This is a genomic window from Ferroplasma sp. Type II (assembly GCF_000496155.1).
In genome coordinates this window covers 1-18,339 of record NZ_KI542738.1, presented here as the reverse complement: position 1 = coordinate 18,339, position 18,339 = coordinate 1, and the positions used below count along the sequence as shown (strand labels likewise).

24 protein-coding genes are annotated in these 18,339 nt (G+C 41.7%); 11 read left to right on the top strand and 13 right to left on the bottom strand.

Annotated elements, in window-relative coordinates:
* Nucleotides 1-238 precede the first annotated feature (238 nt).
* The 4 genes from AMDU4_RS08760 to AMDU4_RS08745 all read left to right on the top strand — a co-directional run bounded on the left by AMDU4_RS08760 (nt 239) and on the right by AMDU4_RS08745 (nt 3,250).
* Nucleotides 239-1,351 carry a DGQHR domain-containing protein gene (locus AMDU4_RS08760; protein WP_021787625.1) on the top strand — a complete coding sequence of 371 codons (1,113 nt, stop codon included), beginning with the start codon at nt 239-241 and terminating at the stop codon, nt 1,349-1,351.
* 30 nt (nt 1,352-1,381) lie between these two features.
* Nucleotides 1,382-2,623 (top strand): ATP-binding protein, encoded by a 1,242-nt coding sequence (locus AMDU4_RS08755; RefSeq protein WP_021787624.1) that lies wholly within the window; start codon nt 1,382-1,384, stop codon nt 2,621-2,623.
* A 176-nt stretch (nt 2,624-2,799) separates the two neighbouring features.
* On the top strand, nt 2,800-2,985 hold the full coding sequence (locus AMDU4_RS08750; RefSeq protein WP_021787623.1) for a hypothetical protein: 186 nt from the start codon (nt 2,800-2,802) through the stop codon (nt 2,983-2,985).
* A complete protein-coding gene (locus AMDU4_RS08745) occupies nt 2,972-3,250 on the top strand; it encodes a type II toxin-antitoxin system RelE/ParE family toxin (protein WP_021787622.1) in 279 nt (92 codons plus the stop codon). The genes AMDU4_RS08750 and AMDU4_RS08745 overlap by 14 nt, the downstream gene beginning before the upstream one ends.
* Nucleotides 3,251-3,359: 109 nt before the next feature.
* On the opposite strand, the gene AMDU4_RS08740 is transcribed toward AMDU4_RS08745, so the two are convergent.
* The 4 genes from AMDU4_RS08740 to AMDU4_RS08725 form a co-directional block, all read right to left on the bottom strand.
* The gene (locus AMDU4_RS08740) at nt 3,360-3,614 is read right to left on the bottom strand and encodes a type II toxin-antitoxin system RelE/ParE family toxin (RefSeq protein ID WP_290704767.1); all 255 of its coding nucleotides are present in this window, start codon (nt 3,612-3,614) and stop codon (nt 3,360-3,362) included.
* Nucleotides 3,615-3,616: 2 nt separating this feature from the next.
* Complete coding sequence (locus AMDU4_RS08735; protein WP_021787620.1) at nt 3,617-3,877, bottom strand: antitoxin VapB family protein; 261 nt, start codon at nt 3,875-3,877, stop codon at nt 3,617-3,619.
* 81 nt (nt 3,878-3,958) lie between these two features.
* On the bottom strand, nt 3,959-4,132 hold the full coding sequence (locus tag AMDU4_RS08730) for a hypothetical protein (protein ID WP_021787619.1): 174 nt from the start codon (nt 4,130-4,132) through the stop codon (nt 3,959-3,961).
* Nucleotides 4,129-4,443: a hypothetical protein gene (locus AMDU4_RS08725; protein WP_021787618.1), complete on the bottom strand. Its 315-nt coding sequence runs from the start codon at nt 4,441-4,443 to the stop codon at nt 4,129-4,131. Before AMDU4_RS08725 ends, AMDU4_RS08730 begins: the two co-directional genes overlap by 4 nt.
* A 157-nt stretch (nt 4,444-4,600) precedes the next feature.
* Between AMDU4_RS08725 and AMDU4_RS08720 the strand changes: the two genes are divergently transcribed.
* Complete coding sequence (locus AMDU4_RS08720; RefSeq protein ID WP_021787617.1) at nt 4,601-4,840, top strand: antitoxin VapB family protein; 240 nt, start codon at nt 4,601-4,603, stop codon at nt 4,838-4,840.
* Entirely contained in the window at nt 4,837-5,229 is a 393-nt protein-coding gene (locus AMDU4_RS08715; RefSeq protein ID WP_021787616.1) for a type II toxin-antitoxin system VapC family toxin, read from the top strand. Before AMDU4_RS08720 ends, AMDU4_RS08715 begins: the two co-directional genes overlap by 4 nt.
* A 254-nt stretch (nt 5,230-5,483) precedes the next feature.
* On the opposite strand, the gene AMDU4_RS08710 is transcribed toward AMDU4_RS08715, so the two are convergent.
* A complete protein-coding gene (locus AMDU4_RS08710; protein ID WP_021787615.1) occupies nt 5,484-5,894 on the bottom strand; it encodes a PIN domain-containing protein in 411 nt (136 codons plus the stop codon).
* A 7-nt stretch (nt 5,895-5,901) separates the two neighbouring features.
* Nucleotides 5,902-6,138: an AbrB/MazE/SpoVT family DNA-binding domain-containing protein gene (locus tag AMDU4_RS08705; RefSeq protein WP_021787614.1), complete on the bottom strand. Its 237-nt coding sequence runs from the start codon at nt 6,136-6,138 to the stop codon at nt 5,902-5,904.
* A 368-nt stretch (nt 6,139-6,506) separates the two neighbouring features.
* Here AMDU4_RS08705 and AMDU4_RS08700 point away from each other — a divergent pair, with 368 nt between their 5' ends.
* The 4 genes from AMDU4_RS08700 (at nt 6,507) to AMDU4_RS08685 (ending at nt 10,182) form a co-directional block, all read left to right on the top strand.
* A complete protein-coding gene (locus AMDU4_RS08700) occupies nt 6,507-8,432 on the top strand; it encodes an SWIM zinc finger domain-containing protein (protein WP_021787613.1) in 1,926 nt (641 codons plus the stop codon).
* Between the two features lie 97 nt (nt 8,433-8,529).
* Entirely contained in the window at nt 8,530-8,700 is a 171-nt protein-coding gene (locus tag AMDU4_RS08695) for a hypothetical protein (protein WP_290704764.1), read from the top strand.
* Nucleotides 8,693-8,821, top strand: a complete 129-nt coding sequence (locus AMDU4_RS08690; protein ID WP_290704761.1) for a hypothetical protein — start codon at nt 8,693-8,695, stop codon at nt 8,819-8,821. Before AMDU4_RS08695 ends, AMDU4_RS08690 begins: the two co-directional genes overlap by 8 nt.
* A gap of 206 nt (nt 8,822-9,027) precedes the next feature.
* A complete protein-coding gene (locus AMDU4_RS08685; RefSeq protein ID WP_290704758.1) occupies nt 9,028-10,182 on the top strand; it encodes an AAA family ATPase in 1,155 nt (384 codons plus the stop codon).
* Nucleotides 10,183-10,490: 308 nt separating this feature from the next.
* On the opposite strand, the gene AMDU4_RS08680 is transcribed toward AMDU4_RS08685, so the two are convergent.
* The 7 genes from AMDU4_RS08680 to AMDU4_RS08650 all read right to left on the bottom strand — a co-directional run bounded on the left by AMDU4_RS08680 (nt 10,491) and on the right by AMDU4_RS08650 (nt 16,497).
* A complete protein-coding gene (locus AMDU4_RS08680; protein ID WP_290704755.1) occupies nt 10,491-10,862 on the bottom strand; it encodes a nuclear transport factor 2 family protein in 372 nt (123 codons plus the stop codon).
* 191 nt (nt 10,863-11,053) lie between these two features.
* Nucleotides 11,054-11,308 (bottom strand): type II toxin-antitoxin system RelE/ParE family toxin, encoded by a 255-nt coding sequence (locus AMDU4_RS08675; RefSeq protein ID WP_021787608.1) that lies wholly within the window; start codon nt 11,306-11,308, stop codon nt 11,054-11,056.
* Entirely contained in the window at nt 11,305-11,523 is a 219-nt protein-coding gene (locus AMDU4_RS08670) for a hypothetical protein (protein ID WP_021787607.1), read from the bottom strand. The genes AMDU4_RS08675 and AMDU4_RS08670 overlap by 4 nt, the downstream gene beginning before the upstream one ends.
* Nucleotides 11,524-11,918: 395 nt before the next feature.
* The gene (locus tag AMDU4_RS08665) at nt 11,919-12,128 is read right to left on the bottom strand and encodes a hypothetical protein (protein WP_290704752.1); all 210 of its coding nucleotides are present in this window, start codon (nt 12,126-12,128) and stop codon (nt 11,919-11,921) included.
* 17 nt (nt 12,129-12,145) lie between these two features.
* Entirely contained in the window at nt 12,146-13,009 is an 864-nt protein-coding gene (locus AMDU4_RS08660; RefSeq protein WP_021787605.1) for an SWIM zinc finger family protein, read from the bottom strand.
* Nucleotides 13,009-16,065 carry a DEAD/DEAH box helicase gene (locus AMDU4_RS08655; RefSeq protein ID WP_021787604.1) on the bottom strand — a complete coding sequence of 1,019 codons (3,057 nt, stop codon included), beginning with the start codon at nt 16,063-16,065 and terminating at the stop codon, nt 13,009-13,011. The genes AMDU4_RS08660 and AMDU4_RS08655 overlap by 1 nt, the downstream gene beginning before the upstream one ends.
* Before the next feature lie 3 nt (nt 16,066-16,068).
* A complete protein-coding gene (locus AMDU4_RS08650; protein WP_021787603.1) occupies nt 16,069-16,497 on the bottom strand; it encodes a hypothetical protein in 429 nt (142 codons plus the stop codon).
* 311 nt (nt 16,498-16,808) lie between these two features.
* Here AMDU4_RS08650 and AMDU4_RS08645 point away from each other — a divergent pair, with 311 nt between their 5' ends.
* Nucleotides 16,809-18,086 (top strand): IS110 family transposase, encoded by a 1,278-nt coding sequence (locus AMDU4_RS08645; protein ID WP_021787602.1) that lies wholly within the window; start codon nt 16,809-16,811, stop codon nt 18,084-18,086.
* Nucleotides 18,087-18,339 lie beyond the last annotated feature (253 nt).

Here is an 18,339-nt window from a genome sequence, read left to right as displayed (position 1 = left end):
ACCGCACAATGCCGCTCCGCTCAGTGCGGAATTACAGGAATATGAGGGGGTTCTCGTGCCGTACTGATCTCAATTTTACCACTTTAGGTGATATTGCACGGCACTGCGACCATACCTTTAGGTAGGCGAAAACAAAATGAGTGTTTGAATATATAGAATAACTATGTGACGAAGTTTTATCACAAAACCTTGCGACAATGTTATATACAAAAACCAAATGACGGGGTAGGTGAAAATCATGAGATTGAGAGCACTTGAAATTAGTCAAAAGGACATAAAATTTTACCTATGCTCTTTCAGGGCAAAGGATATTGTAGGTATTTACAAAGTAGACACATGGAGAACGGACAACAGGGATGGCTATCAGAGAGACGTTATCGTCAGCAGAGCAAGGGGTTTTGGCAGGTTCATAAGAGAGGGGGGAGTATCTCCTTCTTCCATTCTTTTGAATGTTAGGGAAAATGGAGTCCTCTCATACAGGGACGGTTACCTGCAGATCCCTGATGAAACGCCCTTATGGATCGTGGATGGCCAACATCGAGTTAAGGGACTTAAAGAGATGATTGAAAACGACGGGCATATAGATCTAGGGGAATTTGAATTTCCCGCAGTAATTATGAATTACCAGAATCCTTACGAAGAGGCCAAACAGTTTGTTATAATCAACAGAACTGCGAAGGGCGTGAGGTCTGACTTAGGAGAAAGATTCCTTCAAAGAGCTATTGAAGAACAAGGAAGAATGAGTGTCTTGGCAAGGGAGGGCCTGCCTTCATCCATTCTAACAGGAGTAGAATGGAAAACGAGAGCAGTTAACATAACTGACAGAATGAGCACTATGGAAACTTCCGTATGGAAAGACCTGATCATATTTCCAAATGAACCAAAAGGCGATAAATTAGTTAGTCAAAAGGCATTTTCTGATTCCCTAAGACCTATCCTAAACGACAGGCTCTTCGAAAGGCGTACAGATGACGAAATTACTCAGATACTCATTAACTACTGGAACGCCATAAAAGAGACTTGGGCAAAGTGCTTCAGTGATCCAAGTTCGTACGTTGTTCAGAAATACGCTGGAGTTTTTGTTCTCCACAAGTTGCTTCCGAAGGTAGCACAATTCTGTCCTACAAAGGGTGACAAAATTGTTCTTACTAAAGATTCTTTCTTGACTATTTTTAATAAACTCGCTCAGAAGGACCAAGGGAATGGCAAGAAGTTTGATGAGGATATTTGGGCAAACAGAGGCAGATATGGAATGCTCGGGACAACTATGAAGTCCGTATCTCTAATTACAGACGATCTGTCGGACGCGCTTGAGAATTCCTTTGGATCTGGACAGGATATCGAGTTGTAATCAACTCGGTTTCTTATTTTGGAGGAATGTATGTCTTGTGGTTTTCTTTCCGGATTTCAAATTCAAGATAATTTTGTGACTGATCCAAAAGAAGGCATCAACTATGAGTTCAAAGAAAGCTTCAGCTGGGGAAGCAAGGAACAATATGCAAAAATTATGTCGTCTTTTGCAAATTCCTCTGGTGGTTGCCTTATTTTTGGTATCAAGGACGACGGTTACATTATTGGCCTAAACAATAATAATTTTGAAAACAAAGATTCCGCTGAGATTAGTTCATACTTAAATTCCGTGTTTTCTCCGGCAATAGCCTGGAACAAGTCTGTTTGTGAGTGTAATGGTAAGAAAATTGGCGTAATACAAGTAAGAGAAGCTGTAGATAAACCGATAATCTCACACAAAAATGTACAAGAGATAAAAGAGAGTGATATTTTTTATAGGTACACAGCTCAAACTGGGAAAATAAGACATCCAGAGCTCAAGTCAATAATTGAAGTGGAAAAGAGGAAGTATGGTGAAAAGTTACTTAATAGTCTAAAAATGATTGTTGAAAAGGGTCCAGAAACGGTCAAGCTACTTGATTTAGGTGAACTGGAAGGGGCAAAGGAGGATACGGTATACCTTATAGATGCTAAAAGTTCAGATTTGGAAGTGAAAGTCCATGAGGCATCAGAAGGTGAGAAGGCTGAAGGCATCGGTTTGAAAATAGTAAAGATTGAAGGCAAGGCAATACCTGTTACCGTTACGGAATTTGCTAACATAAGCTCTGAACTGATTATTCATTCATTTCTAGAACAAGAATTACCAAGTAGTTACAATCCAAAAGGATTCATAGAGAGGCTTCCATATGAAACAAGTGGTCTCGTGCCAATATACTTTTACATAACGAAGGCTGGGATGAGTATGGATGAGGCCGTTGGGATAATAAGAAATGCAAAATCGACGACGCGCGGAAGATCAACTTTGATCAATCGCCTAACAAAGAAGGAGTATGATTTTAGGACACATACAAACAGTTATTCGCTAAAACAGTTAATTGAGGGCGAGATCAAGATCGAAGAGGTCAAGCGATCCAACGTCAAGTACACTCTTCGAGCCATTCGTTCAGAATCCAAAGACTATCTGTTACAGAATTGGGGTATTATAAAGATGATTGTCCGTTATGCATATGATAATTTCTATATGGACCCCGGGATGCGTCAGGACCTAAGATTAGCCATTTGTTTCATGGACAAAACACTATATTCGAAGGGTGATGAATTCACGAATACCTAAGATAGCTTCGAGGCATCTATGGTATTCCCTTAAAACTTTAATCAAATCCCGACCGGTCCATTTTTTCAGTATTTTCAACCCTTTAAGAATTAATAGTTGAAATTGTGTTTAAGTGGTAGTATATGTTATGCATAACCATAGATAATGGTTATATATGACCATAAGATTTAGTCATCATGACCCAAACTACCATACAGGTTTCGACAGAAACAAGAGAGAAACTAAAGAAACTTGGAAGGAAAGGGCAAACTTATGAAGAAGTTATAGAGAACCTCATAGAGATCAGCAAGAAGGCTATGTTTTTCAGCGAACTTGACAGAATAGCCGACACAGAGGAATTTACCCCTCTTGACGACCTATAAAATTCTAGTTTCAAGTTCTGCTTCCAAAGAATTCAAAGATCTGCAGAAGAAGGAGCAGGGGAGAATAAGGGAGAAGCTGAAAGAGCTAGCAGAAGATCCTAACAACAAATCTAACAGGCTCGATACAAAGAAACTTTCTGGGGATAGACACTCATATTTCAGAATAAGGGTTGGAAATTACAGAGTTATCTATTACCTCGAAGAAGAAACGATAAAAGTTGTAAGAATTGCAATAAGATCTGATGCATATTCATGGTTGGATTGACATTCGGAAAATTGAATCATCATTAGTATTCCCTTAAAACATTAATCAAATCCTGACTGACCCTTTCCTTGATCCAAAAATAGCGCTTTATCAATTTATCAGTTAGAAATTAATCATAAGCATTTTTCCTGTGACCTATTTTTATCACCAGAATGAGTAACTCTGAGTTTTTTATCTCGTATATTGCCCTATAATCTCCGATCCTTAGACTCCGCAGTCCGGCCAAGACGGCAGTGAGTGGTTTTCCTGCCTCTGGATCGTTGCCTAGAGTTGTTAGTCTCTTAACGATCCTGCCTCTTACTGATTTGTCACATTTCTTTAGAAACGTTTCAGCTTCAGAGGTAAGGTACACCTCATAAGCCAAGTCTACTTCAGCTCCTTCCTTACTTCACTAAGCGGTCTTATCCTACCCGCTTCAACGTCCTGAATTCCTCTTTCTATTCCTTTCAAAAGTTCGGAGTCCGAAAGTATCTCAAGTGTTTCAATCAATGTCTCGCGACTCACGTTCTCTGGAGATGAAGAATTTATTAATCTTGAAATAAGTTCATTATATGACTCTCTGCGATGAATCTTTAGGGTGTCAAGCTTGGCTTTCACTTTTTCATCTATCTGAATGGTCGTTACCATAGTTAGCAATAGTTATAGATAGGTATTAAATTTTTGGTTCATTCCTATGGCGGAAATTGATGGTTGATTCTACAAAATTTTCTATTTTCCAATGGTTGAATTTCCTATTGCCCCGGCTTTATCCATCATTTTATCATTGTATGGAGTATCAGGAAATGAATCATTGAACATCATCTCTGTTCCTTCATTTACCATTTTTATTTTTGATTTGCATTCAGGGCATCTTTTAAGGCCTGTTTTAAAATGGAGTTTCATTTAATCCTCAGGAAAGCCTTTCCCAGTTTTCTGTCGTTCTCTAAAACAATCTTTGTTATGGGAGATATGTCACAGTCTATGCCGATCTTCTTCAGTATATCCCTGATATCAGAATCAGATATCTCAGCACTAAGCAATCTCTCCACATAGGGGAATATATCCTTCCCTGTAAGTTCAATCTTTGAGTTTGGATTCTTTCCCAGGTAACCAACATACCTGGTCACTACCTTCCCCTTTACTCTTCTAACATCAACAAGCTCATAGTATTCCTTCCCACTCTTGCTCTTATGTTTTCTCGTGGTTATTGTCATAACTGGTAATTACGTAATACAATATAAACCTTTCTATACCCTGTGTTTTCAATAAGAAATTATATAAAATAATATTATAGCATCAACTGTATATAATTGCCATAGAACTGAGGGAAAACATTAAATGCTCCACACACATATGTGTGTGTGAAAACAAATGGGAAGCAGGAATATTTCCATATCCGATGAGGCCTACCATAAACTTAGGGACATTAAGATGAAAAATGAGAGCTTTACAGATGTAATCAACAGGCTAACCAATAAGACAAGTATACTTGAATTGAAGGGACTTCTCTCTAGTAGTGAGGCAGATTCGGTTCTTAATAGCATAAAGGAATCGAGGAAACTAAGCAGGAAAAGACTTGGGTCTGTTGCAAGTGAGTTCAATAAGAAATGATAGCTGACACCTCGTTTATTATTGATTTAATGAGGTCCGACCAGGGGGCAATTCAAAAGGCTCAGATTTTGACACAAGAAAACATACCAATCTCTGTAAGTGCTGTTACCATTTTTGAGATATATGTCGGCATTTCCCTCAGCATAAGACAAGGCGAGGAAAAAAGAAGAGTTATCAATGTGATGGAGGGACTTCCTATAATCCCTCTTGAAATGGAATCTGCGGAAGAAGCGGGGAAGATATATGCCGAAAGACGCAGATCCGGAATAACCACGGACCCAGAAGATGCCATGATTGCAGGAATTTGCAAATTTAAGAAGGAAGCTCCACTCACTAGGAACACCAAACATTTTTCTGGCATAGACGGTGTAGAGGTCGAAAACTATTGATAGACTTGGTTGTGTATTAATCCATCAACAGCAGTTAATGACGTTCAAAGGTTGTGACCAATAATAACTCGCTGAAGAGGCGGCAAGATTTGTGGTATTCCCTTAAAACTTTAATCAAATCCCGACCGGTCCATATATATACAAAGAGATTCAAGCCAAAAAGTTAAGCAATATTATTCTGCTTAGCGCATAGGGAAAGGAGAACTTAAAATGATACGTTAGAATCCAAAGAAAACATTAGATTGCTTTTATCGTTATATAATTTCATCGATTACTGTTATGTCCTTGACCTTTTTGAAAGCCTTATCGTGTGTGAGAAGTACGCCTGATCCCGAAGCCTTCATGGTAGCAAGAATTACACAGTCCCTTGAACCCAGACCCACACGAGCATATGTTGATAGGAAATTAATAGAGGAATGCATAATGGTCGATGAAAAATCGATCAGATTGAGAGTCGAGAGATTTGTTATCGTCTTCATCCTTTCGCTCAAAACTTTGGGTTGAAGGGTTCTAAAATAGTGGGCAACTTCCATCAAGGTTACAGTGCTGACCACAACAGCACCCTGGATCGCTGCTTGCATCGCGTTGTCAACAAATTCATGTTCCGGTAATCTTTCATCAAACCAGTAAATCCAGTAGTTAGCATCTACATACGATAATGGCATTAAGGCTTCACCCCCAGATTCGCTTGAGGTCCATAGGATCACTTATGGGCACTTTAGATCCTTTCTTGATGAATCCTCTCATCTCGGCACGAAATTCTTCAGGTGATACGGACTTTTCAATTATCAGTTTGTCAGATTCAATGTACATTTTCACCTTCATTCCACTCTTAAGTCCCAGCGAACTCCTGACATTTTTCGAGATTACAATTCTTCCCTTTTCATCTATCTCTGTCTCTTTAGTCATTCCCACTTCATTTCCCACATATCAAATCAATATGTAAATATTTCGATTAGGTTGCACTTTATCACATAAATCGATTGAATCCTGGCCGGTCCATTTGAATACTTCATCAAATGCTCAACTCTTAAATTTGGGAATAATCCATGGTAGTAGAGACGAACACTCAGGAAATGTGGGTACTCCGATTTCGTGACGTTGGTGATTCAAACTCCAGGAAATCCTCCAACGCAAATAGATTCACGAACGGATTCAACTAATTTTCGAGTTTCCATGGTCTTGACTATAGAATCTTCCATATGGCACCACAATAAAACTTGGTCAATTATGAGTTGAAGAAAAGGTTTACATATCTTTTCCCAATGAATTGCCATATGGCGATACACGAAAAGAAGGAGTTCTTCGAGAACCTCACCATGAGTGACCTTGCCCACTGGGCAGGTTCCGACGTAATGTCCCGTGGGAGCATTTACCAGCATGAGGGGAGGGTACACAACCTTGCCTTTGGGCCCGATAAAAGCATTGTGGCTTGGGTAATCGGCATCCGGCAATATGCTACCTCTGTGGATGTAAAAGATGGAGATCTAATATCGCAATGCAGTTGTCCCTATGGTGAACGTTGTAAGCATGCCGTGGCAGTAGTACTGCAGTATGCAGAGGATGTGAAAAACAAAAAGCTGCTGGAAACCGTGGATGAGAATGACGAACGTTCGATTATTCTGAAGGATACTGCTTCGGGAACTTTACCCGGCCCACTTGAGCGTGACAAGCCCTATGATGAATTGGGTTCCCAAATCGACACACTTTCCTTGGAGGAGATCAGAACTATCGTGAAATCCATAGTAGACCTCTACCCAGAAGCACGCAAATACCTGACAGACAGATTTCTCCTATCTTCCGGGAATGTGGATAAGATAGTTTCTGCCACGGAGCGTGAAATATACGATCTTGCTTCGCAGCCCGCGTGGACAAACTATTGGGATAACATGGAAGAATTGCCCGATTATTCCGAGGTAAGGAAACGCTTTGAACTTCTTCTTTCTTCTAGTCATACTGAGGATGTCCTGAAACTAGGAAAAATCCTTCTGAAGCAGGGTACGCAACAGTTGGAGGATAGTAATGATGAGGGAGAAACTGAGAGTGAGATTGCGTCTTGCATGGACATCGTTTTCAAGGCTCTCTCGCTCTCAAGCATGTCCGCTGCGGATAAAATGGAGTGGGCAGTGCGAGCGGAACTGGGGGATGAGTTCAACATAACACGTGGATCAAAAGAGTTCTGGCTACATCACTTTGAGCCATCGGACTGGAGTGCATTAGCAGATTCCCTGATGGCCATGTTGCTAAATACGGAGTCAGTGGGTTTGCATTCATATTCGGAGGGATATCATAGGGACCGACTGACAGACTGGATAATCAAGGCAATGGAAAATTCAGATCGTGGCGCTGAGGCCCTCTCACTGTGCAGGGAAGAAGCTGATAGAACACACCATTATGCTCGCCTTGTGGAGAAACTTATCAAGGCAGGAATGCATGACGAAGCGGAGGAATGGATACGCAAGGGAGTGGATGAGACTGTAGACTCGTTGCCCGGAGCTGCCGGAGAACTGCTGGATCTTTTTCAGAAGATTAAGGAAAAGGAGGGCGACTGGCTAGGTGTTTCATCATTACTCGCTGAGGAATATACAGTACACCCCAGAGTCGAAACGTACGGAAAGCTGAAAAAAGCATGCAAGGAAGCCAGAGTTTGGTCACCTGTTAGGCAGCATATTTTGCGCTTTCTGGAGACAGGTATACTTCCGGGAACAGAGGAAAGGCCGGATGATAAGAATGTGGTCGATGCCTGGCCGCTGCCAAAAACTGGCCTGAAAACACCCAGAGATCGATTCATACGACATTTTCCTATGTACGATCAGCTAATTGATGTTGCGATCTATGAGAAGATTCCCTCGGAGGCCCTGCGCTGGTATGACCTATCTCTGATGAACCATGCTGAGACACAGTACCCCTGGAATTTGACTACTAAGGAATTAAGGGTTGCGAGAGCTGTTTCTGGGGAATTCCCTGACAGGGCAATCTCTATGTTCAAACAACTTATCGAGGGGGAGATCGCTCAGACAAACAAGAAGTCTTATGAAGTGGCAGTTGGCCATCTGGCGGAACTTGGAAAGATAATGCAGGAGAAAGGTAGGAAACGGGAGTGGGAAGCCTACATCTCTGAGCTGAGGCAGTCTAACCTCAGGAAGTCGCGCTTCCTCAAGACCCTTGACACGATCAGTGGAAAGAGGATAATAGATCTGTGAACGCCGCCAGCAGGATAAGACACCCTATAATATCTCTCTCTGAACTTGACTTTCGGCATGTAAATTTGTGAAATCGGCTGTAATAGCGGATAAATGTGTGAATGTGTTGGTACGGATTACTGTCGTTCATCAATATACTTCTATGAGGCTCAGGATAAACACTGTGCAGAGGGGAAAATCAGTGCTGAAATACGCACAGATCATTGAGAGCTACGTTGACAGCGAAAAGAAGACGACAAGGATGGTGAAACATCTCGGTCTTGTCTGATCGGAAAAGGATATTGAGAGATACAGGAACAGAGATGATACTCAATGATTCATTGCCTGATACTCTATACAATGAGAAGATGATGGATAAAGCCAATGAAGTACGAAATTCAAGCATTTGAAAATAGAAAATTAGGTAGAATCAACCATCTATTTCCGCCACAGGTATAGTGCAAGATTTTATATATTTTTAGGCATTATAATTATTGTAATGCTTATGTTGTCTGCAATACGTGACGTGTTAATACTCCAAAAAGAAAAATTAAACAACAAATCGAGCCAGCCTTACATAAAAAGGATCTTAAAAATAAGCGGGATTAAAAGTGACATGATTAAAGTCATAACCGGTCCCAGGAGGGCGGGCAAATCGTTTTTTGTGACGCACGAGCTAACTAACAATGGCAAATTCGCATATGCAAATTTTGACGATGAAGTACTTGCAAACGCTTCCGACCACAACGAAATAGTTACAGAAATGAATTCTTTATACGATAAACCTGGCCTGTTTCTTTTAGATGAGATACAAAACCTTCCAAATTGGGAACTGTTCATAAACAGATTGCAGAGGCAGGGTTATAACATTGTAATAACAGGAAGCAATTCTAATCTGCTGAGTGGCGAACTTTCAACACACCTTACTGGAAGGCATATAACTACAAGCATACTGCCACTTTCATTAAGGGAATTTATTACATATGATAAACGTGAGCTTACAACCGCCGAACTTAAAAACAAGTTTTCGGAATATGCAAAATACGGCGGCTATCCCGAACCCTTGGTCAAAAGTCTTGATTACAGAGAATATCTCTCTACACTTTTTGACTCGATACTATACAAGGACATAGTAAAACGGTACAGGATAAGAAAATCCAATGTAATTGACGAGTTGGCAATTTATCTTATATCAAACTCCGCAAAAGAATTTTCCTACAACAACCTCGTAAAGATGACTGGAGTGGACAGTCAACATACAGCAAAAAAGTATATAAGCTATCTGAGCGAGGCATTCATCTTCTTCGAAGTGAAACGTTATTCGGCAAAGGTAAAGGAACAGATAACTACAAACAAAAAGATTTATTGCATAGATAATGGCTTTGTATATGCAAAGGGATTCAAAACTACTGAAGAAAGGGGCCGCTTGTACGAAAACCTTGTTGCAATAGAACTCAAGAGAAGAGCTTCCGAAGATGACTTTGAATTCTATTACTGGAAAAACGTGCAACAGGAAGAGATAGACTTTGTTATTGTAAAACACGGAAAAATAGCGGCATTGATGCAGGTAAGTGCTGACGTAACCGAAAACAGGACGAAAGAGAGGGAAGTTAGGGCTCTACTGAAAGGAAGCAAGGAACTAAAATGCACCAATCTCATAGTATTAACCGGGGATTACGAAAGCGAAGAAGAAGTAAGCTGGTTCGGCATAACCGGGTATGTTCAATTTATCCCTCTTTGGAAGTGGCTTACAGGAACTAACAATGTATGAACATAGCTTTGCGACCTGTGAGCATTCCGTTACTAAAGCTCAACTTAGAAAGCTTTTCTCTGTGGTGTATTTTTGTTTAACAATCACTATCCAACACCATCTCTAACTATCTCTATATTTTCGACATAGCCAACGTAGTAGGAAACAGTGCTCATTTTGTTGCTCTATCAATATCTGATAAGGGAATTTCTGTGAACGACGAAGTAAATGAGAAAAAGTATTCCCTTAAAACTTTAAGTAAATCCAGAACTGTTCATTCGATGAATAATCTGTATATCACATTTTAAAGTCAGCCTCGTATTGCATCTCTAGGATTTACCCCCGGATTCCAACCAGAGGATATCATCGTAGTACTCTCTTTCTCTTCTTATCAAGCCATTTTCAAACTCAAACACATCAACGGATCTTCGTGAGAGGATCTCCAATTCCGCAATCACGATTCCTTTATGTAAATCCGAGACCATGTTCAGAATATGGAATTTTGCCGACGTATCCTTATAAGCTCTAATCATCGTTTCGACATATTCTGCTTTTCCAACAATTACCTTCCTCTTGGGAGGGCCATATGAAATCCATTCCACATCAGGAGAGAGAAATGTTTCATACAATTTCCAGTCCCGGTTATTCTCTGCATAGAAGAAATTGACAAGTTTATCTTCAAGTTCATTTTTCTGCATCATGTTTATATCCCCACGGCATGCTTTGAGATTTGAGCTATAGTTCCTCAAGAAAGTCTCTAACGTTCCTGATCCTACCGTTCTTGAGGTCTTCCCCGCTTCTCTCGATTTGGTCCATAATCTCCGTATCTATGAGTGTTTTAATTGTGGCGATCAAACTTTGAAGGAAAGACTTAGGAATGCTATAGGTTAGCTTACTGATCATATACATTCTTCCTGTGTCCTATTCTTAATACCAGAACAATCAACCGTTCATTATCAAGGTCCAGTATGACCCTGTAATCTCCAACCCTGAATCTGTATCCTTCTTCTCCAACCAGTCTCTTGATGTAAGCATCAGGCCTTATCCTGATTCGTTCAAGTGATGTGATTATTCTCTGCCTGGTTTCTCTATCAAGTTTTTTCAGCTGTTTGAGGGACAGGTCCGAGAAAATAACACTGTACGTCAAAGTTCCAGTTCCTTCTTGACATCCTCAAGAGTATGATATTTGCCCTCCCTAATTTCCTGCCTGGCCTGGGCTATTTCCCTCTTTGTCTCTTCATCAAGCTCCTGGGAATCTTCCACAAGATCCCAGATTACTTCTTCGTAAGTTTCCTTTTCATAGATCTTGCGCTTTGCCAATTCTTTTTGCAATTTCTCGCTTACCTGTATTGTCGTAGGCATTTAGAACCACTATACCATATTATAATATACTATAGTATTTATAACTTATGCTCCACATCTGTCAACGCCAAGTTAATTTTCCCCAAAAAAGGCAAGATAAAATTACCCAAAAACGACAATTGAAATTTTCCCATTTCTTTATAGGGATGAGGGAAAGAAGGTGTTCCGTGATGAGAGGTGGCATATGATAAGAAATATGGTGGAAAATGGAATGAAAATATCCAAGAAAATTCCTTAATATTTTCCTGAGATTGCAAGTATTCCCTTAAAACATTAAGCCAATCCCGACTGGTAAAAAAAATACAAAATCAAGATTATTAAGAGCTGACATACTCCCACAGCTAAAACAGTGGATCAAATTTCAATCGCCAAAAATGATCGATTTCACATGCCGTTTACAACCGATTCTTCGGCACCAATATAGTGGGATTCAGAGGTTTTAGAATTCCTGGTTTTCCGGTGAGCATTACTATTCCCATTACAATCTGTTTCTTTCCTCTTGTTGCAGAATTACTCAATAAAACGAGAACCTTATCCTCCATTTCCTGGAAATTTGATGCTGTGAGATCATAGTGGACCGGTGGCATGTAAGGCTTAAGCTCCAATTTTCTCCCTATATTTCTTACGATTGGGTGATCTTCTTGAGGCTATCCCGAATATTTGTATAGTATCCTTCCAGGATAGAAGCCACTAAAGGATCAGACATTTCATCGGTTGGAGGATATTTTTTCAGAGGAGAGATTGGCACAGTATTCTGGTAATTAGAAATATTAATCGAGAGAGGATCAGTATGCCAGAACCTGTAGAGCGATTCATCGCTCATCCGCGAGTCCGGTAGACTGTCACTTTTCTCATTCAAACCTTGCGTTTCAGATCCATAAAGCGCCTTCACAATCTCGTCCTTGGATTTCCCACGAAGTTGAAGAATCATCATTGGATCTGTGTCCAGATTATACGCGAAAACGTAAAAAGTAGCAGATATGTGTTTGCACGGCGTAGCATAATCAGGACAGGAACAATCCATCTCTATTTCGCTGGAGGTTTTCGGGAACAGTGTATATTTCTCTTTGGAGAATACGTTTTCAAGCTCAGGAGGAACCTCACCGGCAAGAAGTTGGGAGACCATCTCAGTGTTGCTCCTAAGGTAAGTTATGATTTTTGCCCATACCTCATCCGGAATAATCGGTACCTTGATTGTTATCTTATAAGGAGTGGATCTTGATCCCTGCACCTTGGATTCAATTAATCCTGGTTTGACACTGATTGAGAGTACCTGTCCGGACCTGGCATAGCTACGCCCCCTCTGGAGCCTGTTGCTCCAACCATAGTGATCCAGAATAGAAATTATGCGCTTCGACCACCACTTCTGGGCAATTTCACCGCTTTTGGATTTTACCCGCATTCCACCCTTTGTCTCTATACGCGATGTCCTTGGGTATGAAGGATATGAACCATAATCGTCTCCATAATACTTGCGTTTGGGCATTACTGATCATCCTCCCATATCTGATCCTTCCTCAATGAGAAAACTTCCTTTAAATCCGAGCCGGACAGAGAAGTTATCCATGACTCATCAGAGGCAGCAACTATTTTGTTCCTCAGAGTGCTCTTACCCTCTATGATCTCGTCTATTTTTTCCTCTATGGTTCCAGTGGAAACGAATTTATACACATTCACGTTCTTTGACTGCCCAATTCTGTAAGCCCTGTCTGTGGCCTGGTCTTCCACGGATGGATTCCACCACCTGTCAAAATGTATCACATTGGAAGCCGCCGTAAGGTTGATTCCAAACCCACCCGCCTTTACTGAAATGATGAATACCATGGGTCCTCCTGGCTCCTGGAACCTCCTCACCATCTGCTCCCTAATACCTCTTGGAGTGCTTCCGCTCAAGAACATGGCCTCATGATTCAGTCTTTTCATGACGTTCTCCTTGATTATCTTCCCCGTTTCAACGTATTGTGTGAAGATCAATACTTTTTCGTTGTCTTCAAGAATCTCGTTCAGCATTTCCAGGAGCCTGAGCATTTTCTGTGATCGTTCAATGCGTATATCCAGATCTCCAGAAACCAGTGAAGGGTGATCCAGGAGACGCTTCAATTTGGTTATTGTGGCAAGAATGATCCCTTTCTTTGCAATGCCTTCGCTATTTTTCAGTGAAGAAATCATACCCTCCACAGACGCCTGATACAACGTGGCCTGTTCCTTCGTGATTGGCACGAAAACTTTCATCTCGTTCTTTTCGGGCAGATCGGATATGATCTTTTTGTCAGTTTTCACCCTCCTGAGAATGAATGGGTTCACAAGCCTGTTGAGCCTGGATGATGCTTCGCCGCTCTTCTCACGTTCAATTGGAAGCGTAAATCTTTGCCTGAAACTGTTTTCGGTGCCCAGAAATCCGGGATTAATAAATTCAAATATGGAACGAAGATCGTCAAGCCTGTTTTCTATGGGTGTGCCCGTCATGGCAATCCTGAATTCCGCCTGAAGTGAGCGGATGGCCTTGCTCTGCTTTGTTCCATAATTCTTGATTGCCTGGGCCTCGTCCGCAATTATACCATCCCACCTTACCTTTGACAGGAAATCCTGATCCTTGGTGAGAAGAGAATATGAGGTCAACACCAGGTCGTACTCGGGAACCACATTGATGAAATCGTTTTCATTTGCCCTCATTGCGCCATGATGGACAAGAAATTTCAGCTTGGGCGTAAACTTCTCGATCTCATGCACCCAGTTGCTTATGACAGATGTTGGGCATATAACCAGCGTCACAGCCTTCTGCCCGGATTTCTTCCTGTTCTGGAGGAAAGCCAGAATCTGAATAGTTTTCCCAAGGCCCATGTCGTCGGCGAGACAGCAACCCATGCCCATATCTACCATGAACTTGATCCATGAAACTCCGTGCTTCTGGTATTCCCTCAATGATCCCTTGAAACCTGCAGGAACAGGAATCTCCGATACTCTTGATTTTCCTTCAATCAGGTCTCCTACCCATCCCTCTCCTTGAAGGTCAACCACGGGAATTGAATCCCGATCAGTTCCCATTGAGAGCAATTCTACAAGAGGTACCTCGTTCTTCCTTGTCTTAAGCAACTTCAGGATTCTGCTGAGTCTTTCCCTGTCAATCTCGATCCACTTTTTACCAATCTGGACGAGGGGTGATTTCAACCTTGACAATTTATCCAGTTCAGACTCAGAAATTATCTCACCGTCAAGCACTATTTTAAGGTCGTATGAAACGAGAGCCTGAAGACCAACCTTCCCAGTTCCGACGCTGGGAGAGGGCTTAGCGGTGACCTTGAGGCCTAATCGACCCCTGTTCTTCCCCCACCAGTCAGGAAACAGGACACCAAATCCCGCAGATGAAAGGGGAACACTGTAGTTGTTCAGAAGATCGTAAACCTCTTCCGGATGTAGAGTTAGTTGGGATGGGGCTGGAACCATCAGGCTCTTCCTGATGAGAGGATAAACAGCCTGAGCAGTGCCTATTGCCTGCAAAAGAAACTCCTCTGGATATTCAGTGAATTTCCTTATTATTGTGCTTGCTTCAGTTCGATGGCCTTTCCAGACGTCCTCCACGGGCAGGATCAGGCTCGGATCACTCTTGGATTGGAGCATGAATTTCAGGACCCACTCCACACCGTCTTCATCAGGAGGTATCAGGTTGAATGCAAGTCTCATTGGGAATTCCGATGCACTTTGGATTCTTCTTGCCCAGCCCGAAATCTTCTGGATGGATAGGCTTCTATTATAAGAGAATCCAGAGTTTTCCCTGGATAGGGAAAGTGCCCACAACATAACGTCGGAGGCGTGCCTGATATCAATTCCTGATACTGAAGACGCCAATAACTTCCGAGCGGTCTTATCTATAATTGTTGCAAAGAAATTCCTGAGAAGAGTTTCCTCGTTCATCTTACCGTGGATGAATGCAAGGCATGAACCGGGCATGCTCCTCAAAATATTATTGAAGAGGTTCTGATCTTCAGATGTTTCGAGAATCGGTATCCATCTGGATTTTAGTTCCGCTCCCTCCTCTGAAACAGAGGGAATGAATTTCATATCCATCATTAAATTAAAAGCAAAGGCACTGGCTGACTGCCAGTATTTAAGATCTTTTCCCATGAGAATTGATCCCTGGAAGTGGGCATGCAATATGAACTCAAAAGCCTCCTCCATTTCCATACCCACTCCTGCTATCTGCCATTCCTTCATACTGATTTCAGGATTGTCTTCACCATCGTATGCACTGATCAACCCCTCCATTTCACCGGATGGGACAGGCCCTACTGGAGAGGATGGAAAGTATCCCTCGACCTTCAGGTTTTTAATTTTGGAACCAGAATGAAAACCAAGTGTGGAGAGAAGCTTTTTTGTTTCTATGGCGGTGCATGAGAATGGATGTACACCTTCTTTCCTGGAACGTCTCCTGGCGGTGGTTTCTGCCCAGAAGAAGAATAACTGATCCGTTCCAACGATTGCATAACTTCCGTGGATCACAAAAATTTCTTGTGCGTTGTTCCTTGTAACCTCAGCGGTCATCATACTCTATCTTTCCTGCAGGTAAACCGATGATACCATGAAAGCCATCTCTGGAGTGCCAAAAAAATTTCCGGTCTGTGGAAAAATGGACAATTCGTACCTTTCGTTGCTGTAGGTATAAAAACAAAAGGACCATTTGTCATCTCCGAAATATCGCAGCCTGCATAGATGGGTGGGCAAGTTAGTGCAGTACTGGATCCATTCTTCCCTGTTTCCTTTCCAATTGTTGGGAGGATCTGCATCTTTGCCATTGGGCGTTTCATAGGCATCCACGTAACAGAATTGTTTCCTGAACCGAAATCCCATCCGTATTGATCTTCCGGGAAACTCATTCCGAGCAAGTTCAGTAATTCTCCTTTCAACGTCAGCCTTCACGGAATCGGGGATAGTTTCTCCCCCCTGGTTTGGATCAAAGCTCCACACTTTTTCACTCATAACTGTTTCCTCCCAAGACTATATCTTACTAAAGCTTCCTGATATATTTAAACATTATCTCATCATTTTTTACGTAATAGGTCTAGATTTATCTTTAGGGTTGACACCAGATCATTTGCTTTCTTTGGTATCTCACTCATGTTTGCTATAGGAGATTTAACCTGCATGAAATGAATTCTGGCATAGCCGGAATTCAGGCAGGGAGAGGGTGAATCAAGATCTTGTGGGTTTGGACCCACTTTCCTATGTTTCACCCTTGATCACAATCGCTAATCAGCAAACTCTTCCCTCTGGGGGAAGCACATAGGTGGATGCGCAGCGATCATTACTCCCCGCAGGAGTGTAGGCTGGAAAGGGATAAAATGTTATCTTGTGGAATAGACACGCATCAAAAGATGCATCAGATTGAGATACAGAATGAGAATGAAAAGGTAATGTGGAGAGGGCAGATATCAAATAACAGGAAAGGCTTTGACACACTGCTTGAGAAGCTTAGAACCATAGAGAGGAGCAACAGGGATAAGGTAAAGGGAATATTCATGAATCCTACAGGCAACTACCATATACCACTGCATCATTTTCTTGAATCCAACGGTTATATGGTGATATATGTGGATCCAAGGGTAACAGATTATGCAAGGAAGATGGCAAATCTCGGAAAGGAGAAATCCGATACTGTAGATGCATCAATGCTTGCTTCTGCACCATGGAAGGATAAGAAAGCATTTGACAGGCATGTGCACAGGAAAGATGCTGTATCGGGATTGACCAGGCTGCACCAATCCGTGACAAGGAATATAACAAGGATCACAAACATAATTGGCAGTGATCTTGCATGCGTATTCCCTGAATTCACGGATATGTTTTCTGATATTGGATCAAAGACATCACTGGCCATACTGGATCAGTTCACCATACCATCCTTGATTGTGAAAGCAGGAACTGACAACCTATTGAATGTCATGCAGAAAACAAGCAGGAACCACTACAGGAAAGATGATGCACAGAAACTGGTTGAACTTGCAAAGGAATCCGTAGGCATACCTGATACAGATTGTGTATATGCATTCAGGATAAGGCAGAATGTTGCAAGGCTGATCTCAGAGAAGAAGCAGCTGAAGGAGATAGAGGAAAAGATCCTTGATCTTACTAAAAATGATGAGAACGTGAAGCGACTGGATGACATGAAAGGTATCGGCCCAATGAATGCAACCGCAATCGTCTCTGAAATTGGTGACATAAAACAGTTTGATTCTGCACTGAAGCTTCAGTCATACGGTGGCAAGGCACCAATGATGTCAGGTTCTGGTGGAAAGAATAAGGCCACAGGGATATCGAAGATAAGCAATTCCTATCTATCAAATTCTGTTTATGAAAGCGCCAGGTCCCTTGTTAATCATAAGAACGAGGAATTCCTGGAGATATATGAAAGGGAGATAGAAAAGGGAAAGAAGAAGAAACAGGCATATATCGTTGTTGCCAGACGCCTGCTTTACTATGTATATTCAATGATGAAAAACGAGAAACCCTACAGGGTCAGATTGCCTAAAAGGGAAGAGGGAGAGGGGGATGCTTCCACTGGAACGTAAGAAACAAGTCCCCCATTGGCAATCCGCAATCGATCCCCCCTGGACCCCAGTTAATCTAATATAGGTGATCTCCCCGCTTTCCATTCTATAGACCTTTATCCTTGAAAGCATGATAAAGGATTAATGCACCCACACCATAGTATTTGGAAACATTGAAAAATGGCACTCTTAGGTATACAAAAATAAAATAGATGTAAAGTCACGTTTCCAGTTGTTTAACCTTAAACTATCCAGGGGATCCTCAGAGTCGACC